Here is a 17,529-nt window from a genome sequence, read left to right on the forward strand (position 1 = left end):
ATCAGCCCAGTACGGAAATATCAGCGATGTTGATGAACAACCCGCGCAGGCGCGCCAACATGGCGTAGCGATTTTTCCGCACGTTTGCATCTTCGGCGTTGATCATCACCGCCTCGAAGAACGCATCCACCGGCTCGCGCAAGGTGGCCAGGCGTGCCAGGGCTTCGGCGTAGCTGCGCTCGGCAATCAGTGGTTTCACCGCGTTCTCGGCCTTGACGATCGCCGAGTTCAGCGAGAACTCCTTGGCATCGGCAAACAGGCCTGGGTCCACGTCGGCCGAACCGAGGTTCTCGGCCTTGCTCAGCAGGTTTGACACACGCTTGTTCACAGCGGCCAGCGCATCGGCTTCCGGCAGCTTGCGGAAGGCCTGTACGGCTTGTACGCGCTGATCGAAATCCAGCGCCGAACCCGGTTGCAGGGCACGTACCGACAAGTAGACCGAAACGTCCACACCTTCGTCTTCGTAACGCGCACGCAGGCGGTCGAACACAAACTCCAGTACTTGCTCGGCCAGGCCGGCCTGCTTGACCTTGGTGCCGAACTGGCCGACAGCGAACACCACGGCCTGGGTCAGGTCGAGGTCCAACTGCTTGTCGATCAGGATCCGCAGTACGCCCAGGGCCGCACGACGCAAGGCATAGGGATCCTTGCTGCCGGTTGGCAACATGCCGATGCCGAAGATACCCACCAGGGTGTCCAGCTTGTCGGCAATCGCCACGGCTGCACCGGTAAGGGTGCTCGGCAGCTCGGCCCCGGCGCCGCGTGGCATGTACTGTTCGTTCAATGCCAGCGCGATGTCTTGCGGCTCGCCGTCATTGAGGGCGTAGTAATAACCGGCAACGCCCTGCATCTCTGGGAACTCGCCGACCATCTCGGTGGCCAGGTCGCACTTGGACAGCAGGCCTGCGCGCGCAGCCCAGGCGGCATCGCCACCAATGCGCGGCGCGATGTAGGCCGCCAGTTTGGACACTCGCACGGCCTTGTCGTAGACGCTGCCCAGTTTTTCCTGGAACACCACGGTTTGCAGGCGCAGGTTGAAGTCTTCCAGCTTCTGCTTCTTGTCTTGCTTGAAGAAGAACTCGGCGTCGGTCAGGCGCGGGCGAACGACTTTTTCGTTACCGGCGATGATCTGCTGCGGGTCCTTGCTTTCGATGTTGGCCACGGTGATAAAGCGCGGCAGCAGTTTGCCGTCCACGTCCAGCAGGCAGAAATACTTCTGGTTGTCCTGCATGGTGGTGATCAGGGCTTCTTGCGGTACATCGAGGAAACGCTCTTCGAAGGAACACACCAGTGGCACCGGCCATTCAACCAGGGCGGTGACTTCATCCAGCAGGCTTGGCGGCACGATGGCCGTGCCTTCCTGCTGGCGGGCCAGCTCTTCGGTGCGCTTGCTGATCAGCTCGCGACGCTCATTGGCATCGGCCAGCACATAGGCCGCGCGCAGGTCATTGAGGTAGCTGGCCGGCGAGGTGATACGCACGTTCTGCGGATGATGAAAGCGATGCCCGCGGGAATCGCGACCGGCCTTCTGGGCAAGGATGGTGCAATCGATGACTTGGTCACCGAGCAGCATGACCAGCCATTGGGTTGGACGCACGAATTCTTCCTTGCGGGCACCCCAGCGCATGCGCTTGGGAATCGGCAGGTCGTTCAGCGAATCTTCAACGATGGTCGGCAACAGGCTGGCAGTTGGCTTGCCGGTGATGACCTGGCTGAAACGCAGTTTCGGGCCGCTCTGGTCAATTTCACTCAGATCCACGCCACATTTCTTGGCAAAACCAAGGGCGGCCTGAGTCGGGTTGCCCTCCGCATCGAAAGCGGCCTGGCGTGGCGGGCCGTCGAGGTTGATGCTGCGGTCCGGTTGCTGGGTTTGCAGCGCAGTGAGCAGCACAGCCAGACGACGCGGCGCGGCGTAGACCTTCTTGGCTTCAAACTTCAGGCCGGCGCTTTGCAGGCCTTTTTCGATACCGGCCAGGAATGCATCGGCCAGGGTATTGAGTGCCTTGGGTGGCAGCTCTTCTGTGCCCAGTTCAACCAGGAAATCTTGAGCACTCATTGTGCAGCCTCCAACTTAGCCAACACTTCATCACGCAGGTCCGGGGTTGCCATCGGGAAGCCCAGCTTGGCGCGAGCCAGCAGGTAGGCTTGGGCGACGGAACGCGCCAGGGTGCGTACACGCAGGATGTATTGCTGGCGCGCGGTTACCGAGATAGCACGGCGCGCATCCAGCAGGTTGAAGGTGTGAGAGGCCTTCAACACCATTTCGTAGCTTGGCAACGGCAGTGGCTGGTCGAGTTCGATCAGGCGCTTGGCTTCGCTTTCGTAGAAATCGAACAGCTCGAAGAGTTTTTCGACGTTGGCGTGTTCGAAGTTATAGGTCGACTGCTCCACTTCGTTCTGGTGGAACACATCGCCATAGGTGACTTTGCCGAATGGACCATCAGCCCATACCAGGTCGTAGACCGAATCCACACCCTGCAGGTACATGGCCAGGCGCTCGAGACCGTAGGTGATCTCGCCGGTCACCGGGTAGCACTCGATGCCGCCCGCTTGCTGGAAGTAGGTGAACTGAGTCACTTCCATGCCATTGAGCCAGACTTCCCAGCCCAGGCCCCAGGCGCCCAGGGTTGGCGATTCCCAGTTGTCTTCGACGAAACGGATGTCGTGGACCAGCGGGTCCAGGCCGACATGTTTGAGCGAGCCCAGGTACAGCTCCTGGAAGTTGTCCGGGTTGGGCTTCAAGACTACCTGGAATTGGTAGTAGTGCTGCAGACGGTTCGGGTTTTCGCCGTAGCGGCCGTCAGTCGGGCGACGACTGGGCTGCACATAAGCGGCGTTCCAGGTTTCCGGGCCGATGGCCCGCAGGAATGTAGCGGTATGGAAAGTGCCGGCGCCTACTTCCATATCGTAGGGCTGAAGTACCACACAACCTTGCTCGGCCCAGTATTGCTGGAGGGCGAGGATCAAGTCTTGGAAGGTACGCACGGCTGGCGTAGGCTGGCTCACGAAATTCACCTGTTACTTGGGCTGCGATTTAAAGAGCGGGAGTATACCCGATTCGGCCCCGCCACCACTCTCTGGAGCCTTATGCCACGCTGCTTTTGGTGTTCTGAAGATCCGCTGTACATGGCTTATCACGATCAGGAGTGGGGAACGCCGCTGCGCGATGCGCAGGGTTTGTTTGAGCTGCTTTTGCTCGAAGGGTTCCAGGCAGGCCTGTCGTGGATCACCGTTTTACGCAAACGCGAGCATTATCGGAAGGTTTTGTTTGGTTTTGATGCACAACGGCTGGCGCTGCTAAGCGATACCGAAATCGAGCAGTTGATGCTCGATCCGGGGATTGTGCGCAACCGCCTGAAACTCAATGCTACCCGCCGCAATGCCGCGGCCTGGCTGGCGCTGGAAAACCCGGTGGAATGGCTTTGGTCATTTGTCGGCGGAGCGCCCAAGGTCAATCATTTCAGAGATCGCAGCGAAGTCCCGGCCATTACGCCTGAGGCCCAAGCCATGAGCCGCGCCCTGAAAAAAGCCGGTTTTACTTTTGTCGGCCCGACCATCTGCTACGCATTCATGCAGGCCTCAGGCATGGTCATGGACCACACTCAGGACTGTGACCGTTACGCGGAGTTGGTCAACGCCGGTTAGAATGGCGCACTTTGCGCACCGCACAACATCAGGAGTGACCTGTGGAAAAGTTTAAAGGCGCCTTGCTGGTCGGCGCTCTTCGGTTATTTGCCCTGCTGCCTTGGCGCGCGGTCCAGGCCGTCGGCACGGCCATTGGCTGGATCATGTGGAAAACCCCCAACCGTTCCCGCGACACGGTGCGGATCAACCTGTCCAAATGTTTCCCGGACATGGACCCGGCTGAGCGCGAGCGTCTTGTAGGCCAGAGCCTGATGGACATCGGCAAGTCGCTGACTGAAAGTGCCTGTGCCTGGATCTGGCCGGCCCAACGTTCCATCGACCTGGTGCGCGAAGTCGAAGGCCTGGAAGTGCTGCATCAAGCACTGGCTTCAGGCAAGGGCGTGGTCGGTATCACCAGCCACCTGGGCAACTGGGAAGTGCTGAACCATTTCTATTGCAGCCAGTGCAAACCGATCATTTTCTACCGTCCGCCCAAGCTCAAGGCGGTGGATGAGCTGTTGCGCAAACAACGGGTGCAACTGGGGAACCGGGTGGCGGCGTCCACCAAGGAAGGCATTCTCAGTGTGATCAAAGAAGTGCGCAAAGGTGGCCAGGTCGGGATTCCAGCAGACCCGGAGCCTGCAGAATCGGCCGGGATCTTTGTACCGTTCTTTGCCACCCAGGCGCTGACCAGCAAGTTTGTGCCAAACATGCTGGCGGGCGGCAAGGCGGTTGGCGTGTTCCTGCATGCCCTGCGACTGCCGGACGGTTCCGGGTACAAAGTGATTCTGGAAGCGGCGCCGGAGGACATGTACAGCACCGACACAGCCACCTCATGCGCGGCGATGAGCAAGGTGGTGGAGCGTTATGTGGGGGCGTATCCGAGCCAGTACATGTGGAGCATGAAACGCTTCAAGAAACGCCCGCCGGGTGAGGCGCGGTGGTACTGAGCCAATACAAACCCAATATGGGCTTATGTGGGAGCGAGCAAGCCCGCTCCCACATAAGCCCCACATTTTGGTTTCGTTCAAGCCTGGCGGTCGAGTTTCTTCAAGAACACCGTCATCTCTTTTTCGGCCTGCTTGTCGCCATGGGCCTGGGCCGCTTCAATGCCCTTCTCCCACGCTTGCCGTGCGGCGGCGTGGTCACCCTGCCCCAGCTGCGCCTTGCCCAGCAGCTTCCACGCCGCCGAATACTTCGGATCGAACTCGACGCACTTGTGTAAATGCTCCGCCGCCTTGGCGTTGTCCTTGAGATCCAGATAACCCTTGCCCAAGCCGAAGCGAAGAAGTGAGTTATCCACACCCTTGGCCAGCATCTTCTCCAGGGATTCGAGCATGCAGGTGTACTCCGTTTGATCAGAAAAAGCTCAGGCCCACGTGGAACAACTTCTCCACGTCGCGGATATGTTTTTTATCCACAAGGAACAGAATCACATGGTCGCCCGTGGCGATCACCGTGTCGTCGTGGGCGATGATCACTTCCTCGTCACGAATGATCGCGCCGATGGTAGTACCTGGCGGCAGGCCAATATCGCGGATCGCCTTGCCAATCACTTTGCTCGACTTCGAGTCGCCATGGGCAATTGCCTCGATGGCTTCCGCCGCGCCCCGGCGCAACGAGTGCACGCTGACGATATCGCCACGCCGCACGTGTGCCAGCAACGTACCGATAGTCGCCAACTGCGGGCTGATGGCGATGTCGATGTCTCCGCCCTGGATCAGGTCGACATAAGCCGGGTTGTTGATGATGGTCATCACCTTCTTCGCCCCCAGCCGCTTGGCCAGCAGCGACGACATGATATTGGCCTCGTCATCGTTGGTCAGGGCCAGGAAGATATCGGCGTCGGCGATGTTTTCTTCCATCAGCAAATCACGATCCGAGGCGCTACCTTGCAGGACTACGGTGCTGTCGAGGGTGTCGGACAAGTAGCGGCAACGCGCCGCATTCATCTCGATGATCTTGACCTGGTAACGGCTTTCGATGGCTTCGGCCAAACGCTCGCCGATCTGCCCGCCGCCCGCGATGACGATGCGCTTGTAGCTTTCGTCGAGGCGGCGCATTTCGCTCATGACCGCGCGAATATTGGCCTTGGCGGCGATGAAAAAGACTTCATCATCGGCTTCGATCACCGTATCGCCCTGGGGCAATATCGGCCGGTCGCGCCGGAAAATCGCGGCGACACGGGTTTCCACATTTGGCATGTGCTCCCGTAGCTGGCGCAGTTGCTGGCCCACCAGCGGCCCGCCGTAGTACGCCTTGACCGCTACCAGTTGCGCCTTGCCTTCGGCGAAGTCGATCACCTGCAGGGCGCCGGGAATCTCGATCAGACGCTTGATGTAGTGGGTGACCACTTGCTCGGGGCTGATCAGTACATCGACCGGGATCGCATCGTTGTCGAACAGACCGGTGCGGGTCAGGTAAGCCGCTTCACGTACCCGGGCGATTTTGGTCGGGGTGTGGAACAGCGTATGGGCGACCTGGCAGGCGACCATGTTGGTCTCGTCACTGTTGGTCACGGCCACCAGCATGTCGGCGTCGTCGGCGCCGGCCTGGCGCAATACGGTAGGGAACGAGGCGCGACCCTGGACCGTGCGGATATCCAGGCGGTCGCCCAGGTCACGCAGGCGTTCGGCGTCGGTGTCGACCACCGTGATGTCGTTTGCTTCACTGGCCAAATGCTCGGCCAGCGTACCGCCGACCTGCCCTGCCCCGAGGATGATGATTTTCATCCGGTCACTCCCTTAAAAACCACTCAACCGCGTGCGGCGGCAATCTTGATCAGTTTGGCGTAGTAGAAACCGTCGTGTCCGCCCTCCTGCGCCAGCAACTGGCGACCGTGAGGCTGCTTGATACCTGCCGCCGTGGCAAGGTCCAGTTCCCGCGCGCCGCTGGTGCGAGCGAGGAAGGCTTGGATCACCTCGGTATTTTCGGTCGGCAAGGTCGAGCAGGTGGCGTAGAGCAGAATGCCACCGACTTCCAGCGTGGGCCACAGCGCATCCAGCAACTCACCCTGCAGCACCGCCAGCGCCGCGATGTCGTCGGGTTGGCGTGTCAGTTTGATGTCCGGGTGGCGACGGATCACGCCGGTGGCGGAACACGGCGCATCCAGCAGGATGCGCTGGAACGGCTTGCCGTCCCACCAGGTAGCCGTGTCGCGACCGTCGGCGGCGATCAACTCGGCGCTCAGGCCCAGGCGTGCGAGGTTTTCCCGTACGCGCACCAGGCGCTTGGCCTCCAGGTCGACGGCCACGACACCGGCCAGCTCGGATTCGGTCTCCATGATGTGGCAGGTCTTGCCGCCAGGTGCGCAACAGGCGTCCAGCACACGTTGTCCAGGGGCCAGGTCGAGCAGGTCGGCAGCCAGTTGCGCGGCTTCGTCCTGCACACTGATCCAGCCTTCGGCAAAGCCTGGCAGGCTGCGCACATCGGCGGCGGCCTCGAGGACGATACCGTCCTGGCTGTACACGCACGGGCTGGCATTGAGGTTGGCGTCGGCCAGCAATTGCAGATAGCTATCGCGGCTGTTATGGCGACGGTTGACTCGTAGAATCATCGGCGGGTGAGCATTGTTGGCGGCGCAGATTGCTTCCCATTGCTCGGGCCAAAAGGCCTTCAGGGACTTTTGCAGCCAGCGTGGATGGGCGGTGCGCACTACCGGGTCATGTTCTAGCTCGGCCAGTAGTGTTTCACTTTCGCGCTGCGCACGACGCAATACTGCGTTGAGCAAGGCTTTGGCCCAGGGCTTTTTCAGCTTGTCGGCACAACCGACGGTTTCACCGATAGCGGCATGGGCCGGCACACGGGTGTAGAGCAATTGGTAAAGGCCTACCAACAGCAGGGCCTCGACATCGGCATCGGCGGCCTTGAACGGTTTTTGCAGCAGCTTGGCCGCCAGTGCCGTCAAGCGCGGCTGCCAGCGTGCGGTGCCAAATGCCAGGTCCTGGGTGAAGCCGCGGTCGCGGTCTTCGACTTTATCCAGCTGGATGGGCAACGAGCTGTTGAGGGAGGCCTTGCCGCTGAGTACGGCAGCCAGAGCCTTGGCGGCGGCCAGACGTGGGTTCATTGCGCGGCCGCTCCGAGGAGGGTGCCCAGGGCAAATTTTTCACGCCGGCTGTTGAACAGATCGCTGAAGTTGAGCGCCTTGCCCCCCGGCAATTGCACGCGGGTCAGGCACAACGCCTGTTCAGCACACGCCACCAGCAGACCATCCTTGCTGGCGCCGATGATTTCACCAGGTGCGCCCTTGCCTTCGACCAGGCTGGCGGCAAGGACTTTCAAGGCTTCACCATTGAGAGTGCTGTGGCATACCGGCCACGGGTTGAACGCGCGCACCAGGCGCTCCAGCTCTACGGCCGGGCGGCTCCAGTCGATACGTGCTTCGTCTTTGTTCAGCTTGTGGGCGTAAGTGGCCAGCGTGTCGTCCTGTACTTCACCGTGCAACGTGCCAGCGGCCAGGCCGGCGATGGCCTGGATCACGGCGGGCGGGCCCATTACGGCCAGGCGGTCGTGCAGGCTGCCGCCGGTATCTTCGCAAGTGATCGGGGTGGTGACTTTCAGCAGCATAGGGCCGGTATCCAGGCCGGCCTCCATGTGCATTACCGTCACACCGCTTTCGGCGTCACCGGCTTCGACGGCGCGTTGGATCGGCGCAGCACCACGCCAGCGTGGCAGCAGCGAGGCGTGACTGTTGATGCAACCCAGGCGCGGAATATCCAGAACCGCTTGCGGCAGGATCAGGCCGTAGGCCACCACCACCAGCAGGTCCGGCTTCAGCACGGCCAGCTCGGCCTGGGCATGTTCATTGCGCAGAGTAGGCGGTTGCAGCACGGGAATGCCGTTCTCCAGTGCCAATTGCTTGACCGGGCTGGGCATCAGCTTTTGTCCACGGCCGGCCGGCCGATCCGGCTGGGTGTACACCGCGACGATCTCGTAAGGGCTGGCAAGCAGGGCCTTGAGGTGTTCGGCAGCAAATTCGGGGGTGCCGGCAAAAACGATGCGCAGTGGCTCGGTCATGGGAAACGTCTCACAAAAGAAAAAGGCTTGCCGCAGCAAGCCTTTGAAAGAAGGGAATCAAGCTTGCTGGCGATGCTTTTTTTCCAGCTTCTTCTTGATCCGGTCGCGTTTGAGCGTGGACAAGTAATCGACAAACAGCTTGCCGTTGAGGTGGTCGCATTCGTGCTGGATGCATACAGCCAGCAGGTCTTCGGCAATCAGCTCGAACGGTTTGCCGTCACGATCCAGGGCCTTGATCTTGACCCGCAGCGGACGTTCCACGTTCTCGTAGAACTCCGGCACCGACAGGCAGCCTTCCTGGTATTCGCCCATCTCGTCGGTCAGCGGTTCGAATTCGGGGTTGATGTACACCCGAGGTTCACTGCGATCTTCGGACAGGTCCATGACCACGACGCGCAGATGTACGTTGACCTGAGTCGCCGCGAGACCGATCCCCGGGGCTTCATACATTGTTTCAAACATGTCATCGACCAACTGACGAATCTTGTCGTCCACTACGGCCACTGGTTTGGCGATAGTGCGCAGGCGCGAGTCAGGAAATTCGAGGATGTTCAAAATAGCCATAAGCGTAATTGCTGCACATGTGAGGTAAAGGCAAATCGGCATCGGGACGGAACCCGCGCTGCCGGTGTGGAACGCTTGCAAGCCGCGAAGGCCTTGGCGTTTCACGCGAACGTACATAATAAAGGAGATTGACCCCATGAGGAAATCGCTACTCGTCTTGCTGCTGTGGGCCCACGCCGTGACAGCCACCGTGCCGGCCCCACCCAAGGGTATTTACCCACAGTCGCCACGACCGCTGGACAGCCAGACCCAACAGGCTATCCAGCGGTTTTTGTTGCACAACCGTATTCTCGACACGCCACAGCTGTTGGACACGGCTCCTTACATTGTCGCCGCACAAGCCGGGCGAGTGCTGGGCGCCAGTGGTGAGCGCATCTACGCCCGAGGTGCCCTGGACCCCGTGCGACGGAGCTATGCCATTGTCCGCAAGGGCAAGGTCTTTACCGATCCGGTCAGCCAGGAGCTGCTGGGAATCAATCTGGATGACATAGGCACCGCATGCTTCGTGGCGGCTGGGGATGTCACTTCCCTGGCGGTATCGCGAATAACCCAGGAAATTCGAGCGGGTGATCGCCTGCTCGATACACACTTCTCGACAGACCTTTCAAAAATGCTGGTATCCGCGCCGGCTCCAGGGCTGGCAGGCACCATCATCGACGTGCCACGCGGCGTCACACAGATAGGCGTATTGGATACGGTCATCCTGAACAGGGGCAAACGCGATGGACTGAGGGAGGGATATTTGCTCGCCGTGACGAGCACAGGCGCAGTCTTGCGAGACAAAATCTCTGGCACGTTGCTGAAGACGCCTGACGAATACGCGGGAACGCTCCTGGTGTTTCGCACCTATGAAAAGCTTAGTTACGGCCTGGTTCTCAGGGCGAACCGTCCCCTGGCGGTAATGGATAAATTTCAAAGTGCTGATCCAACGCAATAATTAGCCAGCTAAAGAAGTTACCAACAGAGTTATCCACAGCTTGTTCCTGATCAAGGATGATCACATGCCACCAATCGATGCCCCCCGCATTTCACCTGCGGAACTGGAAGCGCGGTTGCGCTTGCACCGGCTGCCGGAGCTGGGTCCCCAACGTTTCAAAAAACTGATCGATGCTTTCGGTTCTGCGTCCAAAGCCATCAGCGCGCCGGCCAGTGCCTGGCGTTCGCTGGGGTTGCCGATGGCCTGTGCCGAGGCTCGGCGCAGTCAGCAGATTCGGGATGGCGCCAGTGACGCTTTGGCCTGGCTAGAGCGTCCCGCTCAACATTTGCTGATGTGGGACCAGCCTGGCTACCCGCAACTGCTGGCGGAGCTGGAGGATGCTCCGCCCCTGCTTTTCGTGGCTGGCGCTTGTGGGATTCTGGAAAAGCCGCAGTTGGCCATGGTGGGCAGTCGACGCGCATCGCGACCTGGAATGGACACCGCCGCCGCTTTTTCCCGAAGCCTGGCGGCTGCCGGTTTTGTCATCACCAGTGGCCTGGCCTTGGGAATAGACGGTGCGGCTCATCAGGCAGCATTAGATGTCGGGGGTCAGACAATCGGCGTGTTGGGCACCGGCCTTGAAAATTTTTATCCACAGCGCCACCGACGACTGGCCGAGGCGATGATTGAGCAGGGCAGCGCGGTGGTTTCGGAGTTTCCGTTGGACGCCTGTCCCCAGGCCGGCAACTTCCCGCGACGAAATCGCATCATCAGTGGACTGTCCTTGGGGGTGCTGGTGGTAGAAGCCAGTGTCGCCAGCGGTTCGCTGATCACTGCCCGACTGGCGGCGGAACAAGGGCGTGAGGTGTACGCGATTCCGGGTTCCATCCATCATCCGGGAGCCAGGGGGTGTCACCAGTTGATCCGTGACGGCGCGATGCTGGTGGAAACCATCGAGCACATCCTCGAAGGCCTGCGCGGTTGGCAGGCGCTGTCACGGCCGGCGCCGATTCCTGTCACACATCCGTTGATCGCCTTGTTGCATGCCGCCCCCCATACCAGCGAAGGCCTGGCGATTGCCAGCGGAAAATCGCTGTCCGAAGTGTTGGCGAGCCTTATGGAATTGGAGCTGGAGGGCCGTGTGGTCTGTGAAAGCGGTCGTTGGCTCGCACGCAGGTAGGTTTTGTAACGAAGATCGGTAAACTGCACAGAGCTTTATTCCGGAGAGTGAACAATGGTCAACAGGTGGCGTGTGCAAGAGGCCGCACGAGAAATTCGCGCAGGCGCGGTGATTGCGTATCCAACCGAGGCCGTATGGGGCCTTGGCTGCGATCCCTGGAACGAAGAGGCGGTAGACCGTTTATTGGCAATCAAGGGCCGCTCGGTGGATAAAGGGTTGATCCTGATTGCCGACAATATTCGTCAGTTCGATTTTCTCTTCGAAGATTTTCCGGACACTTGGATAGACCGCATGGCCAGCACTTGGCCTGGCCCCAATACCTGGCTGGTACCTCATCAGGACCTGCTGCCGCAGTGGATTACAGGCGTGCATGACACGGTCGCCTTACGGGTCAGTGATCATCCACTGGTGCGGGATTTGTGTTCGCTGGTGGGGCCGCTGATCTCCACGTCGGCCAACCCTCAGGGCCGGCCATCAGCTCGCACGCGGATTCGCATCGAGCAATATTTCCGTGGCCAAGTGGATTTGGTGCTGGGCGGGAGTCTGGGTGGGCGCAAGAATCCCAGTTTGATTCGCGATCTGGCTACTGGCGAGGTTCGGCGCCCGTCTTGATACACAGGTGTGGCTATCGCGAGCAAGCCCGCTCCCACATTTGACCTGCGTACACCGATCAAAATGTGAGGGCTTGCTCGCGATAGCATCCTTCCAAATACCTGGATGTTATGGCAGCAAAATAGTCGATCCAGTCGTGCGCCGCCCCGACAGCTCAACCTGTGCCTTGGCCGCATCCGCCAGGGAATAACGCTGGTTGATATCAATCCGCACTTTGCCACTTGCGATCATGCTGAACAGATCATCGGCCATGGCCTGCAAGTTCTGCGCAGTGTTGGCGTAGGACGCCAACGTTGGCCGAGTCACGTAGAGCGAGCCCTTGGCCGCCAGAATTCCCAGATTGACCCCGTCTACTGCGCCCGAGGCATTGCCGAAGCTGACGAGCAGGCCGCGCGGTGACACGCAGTCCAGTGAGGCCAGCCAAGTGTCTTTGCCTACACCGTCATACACCACTGGGCATTTCTTGCCGTCGGTTAACTCCAGTACTCGTTGTGGGACATCTTCCTTGCTGTAGTCGATGGTTTCCCAGGCCCCGAGAGATCTGGCCAACGCCGCTTTCTCCGGCGAGCTGACCGTGCCAATCAGTTTCACGCCCAAGGCCTTGGCCCATTGGCACGCCAGGGAGCCGACACCGCCCGCTGCCGCATGGAACAGGATGGTTTCTGCGCCTTTGAGCTCATAGGTCTGGCGCAGCAGGTACTGTACGGTCAGGCCCTTGAGCATGGCGCCGGCAGCTTGTTCGAAGCTGATGGCGTCTGGCAGATGCACCAGGTTGGCGGCTGGTAGCACATGCAGTTCGCTATAGGCTCCCAGTGGGCCGGTGCCATAGGCCACACGGTCGCCGACCTTGAATTGCGTGACTTCGCTACCCACCGCATCCACCACACCGGCGCCTTCGGCGCCCAGGCCCGATGGCAAGGCCGGTGGTGCATACAGACCACTGCGCAGATAGGTGTCGATAAAGTTCAGCCCAATGGCCTTGTTGTGAACACGAACCTGCTGCGGGCCCGGCTCTGCTGGCGTGTAGTCCACATACTCGAGTACTTCGGGGCCACCATGGGCACCGAACTGGATACGTTTGGCCATCTCTGCACTCTCCTTGAGTCATTTGCACGAAGGGCCCCTATCGGACTCCTAAGCTTGACCTTCGTCAACTGTGGCAGTGCCCGACGCGGTGTTATCCTGTGCGCCCATTTGCCGCCGACGCCCAATGGCCTCGCGTAGCTTTGCCCGATTCAAGGTGATGCCATGACTACCCGCACCGAGGCTGTTAAAGCCTACCTGCTCGACCTGCAAGACCGTATTTGCAGTGCCCTGGAAACCTTCGAGACGCACACCCGCTTTATCGAAGACGCCTGGACCCGGCCTGCCGGTGGCGGTGGCCGCACGCGAGTGATCGAGAACGGCTCGGTGATCGAAAAAGGCGGCGTTAACTTTTCCCACGTATTCGGCGCCAACCTCCCACCGTCGGCCAGCGCCCACCGTCCGGAGCTGGCCGGTCGCGGCTTTGAGGCCCTTGGCGTGTCCCTGGTGATCCATCCGCACAATCCCCATGTGCCGACGTCCCACGCCAATGTGCGGTTTTTCATCGCGGAAAAAGCAGGCGAAGAAGCGGTCTGGTGGTTCGGCGGTGGCTTCGACCTGACGCCTTACTACGGCAACGAAGAGGATTGCGTTCACTGGCACCGCGTGGCCGAGCAGGCCTGCGCGCCGTTCGGAGCGGATGTCTATTCGCGCTACAAGGCCTGGTGCGACAACTACTTCCACATCAAGCATCGCAACGAGCCCCGAGGCATTGGCGGCCTGTTCTTCGACGATTTGAACGAGTGGGACTTCGATACCTGCTTTGCTTTCATCCGCGCCATCGGTGATGCCTACATCGACGCCTACCTGCCGATTGTCCAGCGCCGCCAGGCCATGGCCTACACCGAGCAGCAGCGCCAATTCCAGGAGTTGCGCCGTGGTCGCTACGTGGAATTCAATCTGGTGTATGACCGTGGCACCTTGTTCGGCCTGCAATCGGGCGGGCGTACCGAATCGATCCTGATGTCGTTGCCGCCTCAAGTACGCTGGAGCTACGACTGGAAAGCGACTGCGGGTAGCGAAGAAGCGCGCCTGACCGATTACTTCCTGCAAGACCGCGACTGGCTCGGCATTACTACGCCGAAGGCGGCGAGCTGATGGATCGTTATGTGGTGTTCGGCAACCCGATCGGGCACAGCAAGTCGCCGCTGATCCACCGCCTGTTCGCCGAGCAGACCGGCGAGCAGTTGGACTACAGCACCTTGCTCGCCCCTCTGGAGGATTTCACTGCTTGTGCCCGTGAGTTTTTCCTACAAGGCCGAGGCGCCAACGTGACGGTGCCGTTCAAGGAAGACGCCTATCGCCTGGCCGATGCGCTTACCGAGCGTGCGCAACGCGCTGGTGCCGTGAACACCTTGAGCAAGCTGGCTGATGGCAGCCTTTTGGGCGATAACACCGACGGTGCCGGGCTGGTACGCGATCTGACGGTGAATGCCGGTTTGAGCCTTGCGGGCAAGCGTATTCTGCTGCTCGGTGCGGGCGGTGCAGTACGCGGCGCGCTGGAGCCGTTGCTGGCGCAAAAGCCGGAGTCCCTGGTCATCGCCAACCGCACGGTGGAAAAAGCCGAGTTACTGGCCGAATTGTTCGATGACCTAGGACCGGTCTCTGCCAGTGGTTTCGATTGGTTGCGTGAACCGGTGGACTTGATCATCAATGCCACGTCCGCCAGCTTGTCAGGCGATGTACCGCCGATTGCAGGCAGTTTGATCGAACCGGGCAAGACCTTTTGCTACGACATGATGTACGGCAAGGAGCCTACGGCGTTCTGTCGCTGGGCCAGTGAGCAAGGCGCATCCAAGGTGATGGATGGTCTGGGCATGCTGGTGGAGCAGGCCGCGGAAGCGTTCTTCCTGTGGCGCGGCGTGCGGCCGGATTCGGCGCCGGTGCTCGCCGAGCTGCGTCGACAACTGGCGCTGTAGTCAGTCTTCGAACTGGATGGGGCAATGCTGTGCCCCTTCCAGTTTTCTTAACTCTTCCACCACCTGCGGCCTGGCCCGGCGCAACGTCAGGCTGCGTCCTGACCCGCGCAACCGGCGTGCTTCCTGATGCAGCATTTCCACCCCGGAATAGTCGATAAAATTGATCTGTTGCGCCTCGATCACGACGCGCTGGCCTTGCAAGCGTTGCAAGCGCACTTGCAGATAATGGCTAGCACCAAAAAAGATCGAGCCACCGACCCGCAATACATCGTCTTCACCATCGCGCCAGTGCTGAACCCGCGGCTGTGAGGTGCGCTTGAGGTAAAAAAACAACGATGTCAGGACGCCGGCGTAAATCGCCGTCTGCAACTCCAGCAGCAGGGTGGCGACACACGTCAGGCCCATCACCACGAACTCGGCGCGACTGACCCGCAACAATGCGCGAATGCCCCGATGATCCACCAGGCCCCAGCAAATCAGCAGGATGCTGGCGGCCATGCTGGGGATGGGAATATGCGCAATCAGCGCCGCGCCGAACACTGCAAATAGCGCGACCCATAGGGCCGAAAACACACCCGCCAGAGGCGAACGGGCGCCACCTTCAAAGCTCAAGCCCGAGCGTGTGAAGGACCCTGCCGACAGATAGCCAGAGAAAAATCCTCCAACCATATTCGACAGGCCCTGAGCGCGGACTTCCTGATTGGCGTCGAGCAGTTGTTGCGAGCGCGCCGACAATGAGCGGGCTATCGACAGGCTGGTCACTAGTCCCAGCATGCCCACCGCCACGGCGCTGGGCAGCAAGCGCAGGACCATATCCAGATCCATCGGCAGCGGGCTGAACGGCGGAAGCTTGCCGACAAAGGCGCTGACCAGCGCGACATGCCCGAACATCGCTGGCCACAGCCACGTCACCAGGCTGCCCACGGTCAGGGCGATCAACAAGGTCGGCCAGCGCGGCCTCCAATATTTAAGCAGTCCGCCCGCCAGCAGCGTGCCTAGCCCGAGCAACAGGGATGGGCGGTCCCACTCTCCGGCATGGTTGATCAAGGCCAGCAGGCTATTGATCGCCGTTGCCTCACTCGGCATATCCAGCCCCAACAGGTTAGGCAGTTGGCCCAATGCAATCACCACCGCCGCGCCCAACGTGAACCCGAGGACCACCGAATGTGAGACGAAATTCACCAGCGCACCGAAGCGCAACAGCCCCAGCAACCACTGGAATACCCCGGCGATAAAGGTCAGCAGCAGGATCAGGGTGATGTAGTCCTGGGAGCCAGGCACTGCCAGCGGGCTGATGCTGGCGTAGAGCACGATGGAGATCGCCGCCGTCGGGCCGCAGATCAGATGCCAGGATGAGCCCCACAGGCAGGCGATCAGTACCGGGATGATTGCTGCATACAGGCCATATTCCGGTGGCAGGCCGGCGATCAATGCGTAGGCGATGGACTGCGGCAAGGCGAGAACGGCACCACTGAGACCGACCATCGCATCGCGCCCGATGCTGGCGCGGGTTTGCCGTGGGAGCCAGCTCAGGAACGGGAAGAGTGTGTGGCGGTTGGGCCGTGGCATGGTGAACTCGGGTTTGGGCGGTGGTAACAAGGGTGAAGGGTTGGAGGGACTGGGGCAAGGTGCTGGTGGCTTGGGTGCTTCCAGCCACCCCTCTCCCCTGGGGAGAGGGGTGGCTCTCAAAGACTGGCTTTGACAGCACCCAGCGCATCTTCCCCGCCCACGGTTTTCACCCCGTCCAGCCACTTATCCAGAACCTGTGGATTAGCCTTGATCCATGCTTTCGTCGCCTCGGCGTTGCTGACTTTCTTGTTCGCTACTTCGGCCATGATGCTGTTCTCCATCTCCTGGGTAAAACTCAGGTTGGCCAGCAGCTTCCCGACATTCGGGCAGGCCTGTGCATAACCCTTGCGGGTCAGGGTGTATACGCTACCGGTGTCGCCAAAGTATTTCTCGCCACCCTTGAGATAGCGCATTTTCAGTTGCACGTTCATCGGGTGCGGCGTCCAGCCGAGGAAGGTGACGAAACGCTCGCGCTTCACCGCCCTGGACACTTCGGCGAGCATCGCCTGTTCGCTGGACTCGATCAGCTTCCACTGACCCAGGTCGAAGTCATTTTTCTTGATGATTTCCTGCAACGAGAGATTGGCCGGCGCACCGGAGCCGATGCCGTAGATTTTTTTATCGAACTTGTCGGCAAATTTGTTCAGGTCGGCAAACTCGCGCACGCCAGCCTCCCAAACGTAGTCCGGCACCGCGAGGGTGAACTCGGTGCCTTCGAGGTTTTTCGCCAGTTGTACCACCTCGCCATTGGCCACGAACTTGTCATAGAAACCCTGTTGCGCCGGCATCCAGTTACCCAGGAACACATCCACCTGGCCGTCCTTGAGCCCGCCAAAGATGATCGGCACCGCCAACGTGTCAACTTTGGGCTTGTAGCCCATGCCCGTGAGCAAAAAACCGGTAATGGCATTGGTCGCGGCAATGTCGCTCCAGCCCGGATCGGCCATCTTCACTGTCTCGCAAGCTTGTTCTGCATAGGCGCTGTCGCTGCTCACCGCCAGCAGTCCGGCGCCCAATAGTGCGGATAACTTCATCATGGCCTTCCC

Annotated in this window: 17 protein-coding genes; 7 read left to right on the forward strand and 10 right to left on the reverse strand. The window is 60.4% G+C overall.

The window, feature by feature from the left end:
- Position 1: 1 nt before the first annotated feature.
- Together glyS and glyQ are read right to left on the reverse strand one after the other, a co-directional pair.
- Positions 2-2,056: a glycine--tRNA ligase subunit beta gene (gene glyS, locus OQ460_RS00055; protein ID WP_410019917.1), complete on the reverse strand. Its 2,055-nt coding sequence runs from the start codon at positions 2,054-2,056 to the stop codon at positions 2-4.
- The gene (gene glyQ / locus OQ460_RS00060; RefSeq protein ID WP_003213601.1) at positions 2,053-3,006 is read right to left on the reverse strand and encodes a glycine--tRNA ligase subunit alpha; all 954 of its coding nucleotides are present in this window, start codon (positions 3,004-3,006) and stop codon (positions 2,053-2,055) included. Before glyQ ends, glyS begins: the two co-directional genes overlap by 4 nt.
- A gap of 81 nt (positions 3,007-3,087) precedes the next feature.
- Here glyQ and OQ460_RS00065 point away from each other — a divergent pair, with 81 nt between their 5' ends.
- Complete coding sequence (locus OQ460_RS00065) at positions 3,088-3,645, forward strand: DNA-3-methyladenine glycosylase I (RefSeq protein ID WP_410019918.1); 558 nt, start codon at positions 3,088-3,090, stop codon at positions 3,643-3,645.
- A 41-nt stretch (positions 3,646-3,686) separates the two neighbouring features.
- Positions 3,687-4,574 (forward strand): lysophospholipid acyltransferase, encoded by an 888-nt coding sequence (locus tag OQ460_RS00070; protein WP_410019919.1) that lies wholly within the window; start codon positions 3,687-3,689, stop codon positions 4,572-4,574.
- A gap of 77 nt (positions 4,575-4,651) precedes the next feature.
- Here the strand turns inward: OQ460_RS00070 and OQ460_RS00075 are convergent, their stop codons facing one another.
- The 5 genes from OQ460_RS00075 to def are packed head-to-tail and all read right to left on the reverse strand — an operon-like array spanning position 4,652 to position 9,204.
- The gene (locus OQ460_RS00075; RefSeq protein WP_410019920.1) at positions 4,652-4,963 is read right to left on the reverse strand and encodes a tetratricopeptide repeat protein; all 312 of its coding nucleotides are present in this window, start codon (positions 4,961-4,963) and stop codon (positions 4,652-4,654) included.
- 19 nt (positions 4,964-4,982) lie between these two features.
- Positions 4,983-6,356 carry a Trk system potassium transporter TrkA gene (trkA, locus tag OQ460_RS00080; RefSeq protein ID WP_410019921.1) on the reverse strand — a complete coding sequence of 458 codons (1,374 nt, stop codon included), beginning with the start codon at positions 6,354-6,356 and terminating at the stop codon, positions 4,983-4,985.
- Between the two features lie 23 nt (positions 6,357-6,379).
- The gene (gene rsmB, locus OQ460_RS00085; RefSeq protein WP_410019922.1) at positions 6,380-7,690 is read right to left on the reverse strand and encodes a 16S rRNA (cytosine(967)-C(5))-methyltransferase RsmB; all 1,311 of its coding nucleotides are present in this window, start codon (positions 7,688-7,690) and stop codon (positions 6,380-6,382) included.
- Positions 7,687-8,640: a methionyl-tRNA formyltransferase gene (gene fmt, locus OQ460_RS00090; RefSeq protein WP_410019923.1), complete on the reverse strand. Its 954-nt coding sequence runs from the start codon at positions 8,638-8,640 to the stop codon at positions 7,687-7,689. Before fmt ends, rsmB begins: the two co-directional genes overlap by 4 nt.
- 57 nt (positions 8,641-8,697) lie before the next feature.
- A complete protein-coding gene (def, locus tag OQ460_RS00095; protein WP_410019924.1) occupies positions 8,698-9,204 on the reverse strand; it encodes a peptide deformylase in 507 nt (168 codons plus the stop codon).
- Positions 9,205-9,340: 136 nt separating this feature from the next.
- On the opposite strand from def, the gene OQ460_RS00100 reads away from it, so the two are divergent.
- The 3 genes from OQ460_RS00100 to OQ460_RS00110 all read left to right on the forward strand — a co-directional run bounded on the left by OQ460_RS00100 (position 9,341) and on the right by OQ460_RS00110 (position 11,912).
- Positions 9,341-10,141, forward strand: coding sequence for a peptidoglycan-binding protein (locus OQ460_RS00100; RefSeq protein WP_410019925.1), 801 nt, complete (start codon positions 9,341-9,343; stop codon positions 10,139-10,141).
- Between the two features lie 64 nt (positions 10,142-10,205).
- A complete protein-coding gene (dprA, locus tag OQ460_RS00105; RefSeq protein ID WP_410019926.1) occupies positions 10,206-11,300 on the forward strand; it encodes a DNA-processing protein DprA in 1,095 nt (364 codons plus the stop codon).
- Between the two features lie 54 nt (positions 11,301-11,354).
- A complete protein-coding gene (locus OQ460_RS00110) occupies positions 11,355-11,912 on the forward strand; it encodes an L-threonylcarbamoyladenylate synthase (RefSeq protein ID WP_410019927.1) in 558 nt (185 codons plus the stop codon).
- Between the two features lie 108 nt (positions 11,913-12,020).
- On the opposite strand, the gene OQ460_RS00115 is transcribed toward OQ460_RS00110, so the two are convergent.
- Positions 12,021-12,998: an NADPH:quinone reductase gene (locus OQ460_RS00115; RefSeq protein WP_410019928.1), complete on the reverse strand. Its 978-nt coding sequence runs from the start codon at positions 12,996-12,998 to the stop codon at positions 12,021-12,023.
- 162 nt (positions 12,999-13,160) lie between these two features.
- Here OQ460_RS00115 and hemF point away from each other — a divergent pair, with 162 nt between their 5' ends.
- Positions 13,161-14,093 (forward strand): oxygen-dependent coproporphyrinogen oxidase, encoded by a 933-nt coding sequence (gene hemF / locus OQ460_RS00120; RefSeq protein ID WP_410019929.1) that lies wholly within the window; start codon positions 13,161-13,163, stop codon positions 14,091-14,093.
- Entirely contained in the window at positions 14,093-14,914 is an 822-nt protein-coding gene (aroE, locus tag OQ460_RS00125) for a shikimate dehydrogenase (protein ID WP_410019930.1), read from the forward strand. The genes hemF and aroE overlap by 1 nt, the downstream gene beginning before the upstream one ends.
- Here the strand turns inward: aroE and OQ460_RS00130 are convergent, their stop codons facing one another.
- A complete protein-coding gene (locus tag OQ460_RS00130; RefSeq protein ID WP_410019931.1) occupies positions 14,915-16,483 on the reverse strand; it encodes a SulP family inorganic anion transporter in 1,569 nt (522 codons plus the stop codon).
- A 116-nt stretch (positions 16,484-16,599) separates the two neighbouring features.
- Complete coding sequence (gene choX, locus OQ460_RS00135; RefSeq protein ID WP_410019932.1) at positions 16,600-17,520, reverse strand: choline ABC transporter substrate-binding protein; 921 nt, start codon at positions 17,518-17,520, stop codon at positions 16,600-16,602.
- Positions 17,521-17,529: the final 9 nt, after the last annotated feature.

Origin of the sequence: Pseudomonas imrae (genome assembly GCF_046352735.2) — a bacterium.
In the GTDB taxonomy this organism is placed as follows: Bacteria; Pseudomonadota; Gammaproteobacteria; order Pseudomonadales; family Pseudomonadaceae; genus Aquipseudomonas; species Aquipseudomonas imrae.